The sequence below is a fragment of the Candidatus Binatia bacterium genome (assembly GCA_036382395.1).
Taxonomy (GTDB): Bacteria; Desulfobacterota; Binatia; order HRBIN30; family HRBIN30; genus JAGDMS01.
This window is the reverse complement of record DASVHW010000198.1, coordinates 1-2,188: the sequence shown is the minus strand read 5'-3', so window position 1 is coordinate 2,188 and position 2,188 is coordinate 1. Positions and strand designations below refer to the sequence as shown.

Sequence of the window (2,188 nt, the reverse complement as noted above, 5' to 3'; positions counted from 1 at the left end):
CTTCCTGCTCAACGTCAATCTCGGCTACAAGTTCACCATCGGCAAGAACGTGATTGTCATAGGCGGCGGCAATGTTGCCATGGACGTGGCCCGCTCCGCGGCGCGTGAAGTCGTAAAGCAGCACGTCGGCGACGACATCGTTCCCTCCGACGAAAAGATCTCCGCCGTCGCCGCCCACGAGATGGTGGACATCTCGCTTTCCGCACTGCGCATGGGCGCACAGGAAGTTCACCTCGTCTGCCTGGAGAAACGCAACGAGATGCCGGCCGCGCTGGAAGAGATCGAGGAAGCCGAGTCGGAGGGCATCCTCATGCACCCCGGCCTGGGCCCGAAAGCCATGATCGGACGCGACGGCAAAGTGGTCGCCCTCGAAACGCTCGATACCAAATGGGTTTTCGACGCTAACGGCCGCTTTAATCCCGCTTTTCACGAGGGCACGGAAAGACAACTCGCGTGCGACACCATCATCATGGCTATTGGGCAGGCGCCCAAGCTTGATTTTCTACGGCCCGAGGATGGCGTCGATATCTCCCCGCGCGGCCTGATTGCGGTCAACCGCGACACGCTCATGACCAGCGCTTCGGGTATCTTCGCGGGTGGCGATTGTGTTTTCGGCCCACGCCTGATCATTGATAGCGTCGCCGACGGCAAGCGCGCGGCCATCGGGATTGACGAGCTTCTGCGTGGCCGCCGCCATCCCGAGCCGCTGGTCGAGGTCGAGGTCCTCAACCGCCACCACATGTTCGCCGAGTTCATGGACATACCGCGGCAGCCCGTGCCCATGCTGCCGCTGGAGCGGCGCACCGGCGTCACCGAAGTAGAGATTGGCTACGACGAAGAATCCGCCATGGCCGAAGCGCGCCGTTGCCTCCGCTGCTACATCAACACGGTATTCGAGGGGAATCCCGAGGACGGCACCGAGTGCGTGCTCTGCGGCGGCTGCGTGGATGTTTGTCCCGAAGATTGCCTCAGCCTGGTGTCGCTAGACCGCGTCGGCTTCGAGCCCGGTGTGCTGGAGACGATCCGGGACAACGCGCAGTTGTTCGCCGTCGAGTTGGACGATGTGAAGGCCGAGGAACTCGGCGTGATCAGCGGCGCCGCCATGATCAAGGACGAAACCCGCTGCATCCGCTGCGGCCTGTGCGCCCTCCGCTGCCCAGCGAACACGATCACGATGGAAGCGTACCGGCTCGCCTCCGCCGAGCCGAGCGGATTGATTCCCATCCAGACGATGGACGTGAGGCAGCCCGCCGCCTGGGCAGAAGCGAAGTGAGATTCATCGTATGAACGACGAAAATAACGAGACAAACGAAACCAAGGATGGCGTCACCCGGCGCCAGTTCTTCGTGCGCGTCGGCCTCGGTTCGGTGGCGGTCGCCGCCGCCGGGACCAGCGTGTTTGCCTACCAGTTTCTCTCGCCTAACGTTCTCTACGAGCCTTCCCCCATCGTCAACGCCGGCAAGCCTGACCGATATCCGGCGGAATCGGTCACGCTCGATCCGGAAACCGGCATTTTTGTCGTCAACGGCCCGCAAGGCTTCTATGCGCTCCAGGCCACCTGCACCCACTTGGGCTGCCTGACCGCATGGAAGCCGGAACTGGGCATCATCGCCTGCCCGTGCCATGGCAGCAAGTTCGGACGCGACGGAACCAAGATTGCCGGACCCGCGCCCAAACCGCTACCCTGGCTGCGCATGTGGCTCAGCGACGACGGTGACCTGATGGTGGACCGGGCCGCGGAACTGAGCTCGCGGCAGATGGTGAAGGTGTAGCGATGGCGAAGACGCTCGACCACTACATCGACACGCTGCGCGGAACCCGCGTTTGGCGCTCGGTGTTTCGCGGCGGACAGGGCGCCAGCCGGCTGCACAACGTGCTCGCCATCCAGCAGAACATCTTTCTGCATCTGTTCTCGGCCAAGACGCGGCGCCGCTCGCTCGACCTCGGTGTCACCTGGTACCTGGGTACGCTGACCTTCGGCTGCTTCGCGATCCTGTTCATCACCGGCATCCTGCTGATGCTCTATTACCACCCGTCGGTCCCGCAGGCGTACGCCGACATGAAAGACCTCCAGTTCGTCGTCTCCTCCGGCGTGTTTCTCCGCAACCTGCATCGCTGGTCCGCGCACGCGATGGTCTTCCTGGTGTTTGCGCACATGTTCCGCGTCTTCTACCGCGGTGCGTACCGC

3 protein-coding genes are annotated in these 2,188 nt (G+C 63.2%); all 3 read left to right on the top strand.

The window, feature by feature from the left end; translation table 11 throughout:
• Positions 1-1,273 (top strand): FAD-dependent oxidoreductase (locus tag VF515_09110; GenBank protein HEX7407792.1); only part of this gene is annotated, 1,273 nt, incomplete at its 5' end.
• A gap of 10 nt (positions 1,274-1,283) precedes the next feature.
• Positions 1,284-1,772 (top strand): ubiquinol-cytochrome c reductase iron-sulfur subunit, encoded by a 489-nt coding sequence (locus VF515_09105; protein ID HEX7407791.1) that lies wholly within the window; start codon positions 1,284-1,286, stop codon positions 1,770-1,772.
• A gap of 2 nt (positions 1,773-1,774) precedes the next feature.
• Positions 1,775-2,188: DUF4405 domain-containing protein (locus VF515_09100; protein HEX7407790.1), on the top strand; the 414-nt coding region annotated here is incomplete at its 3' end.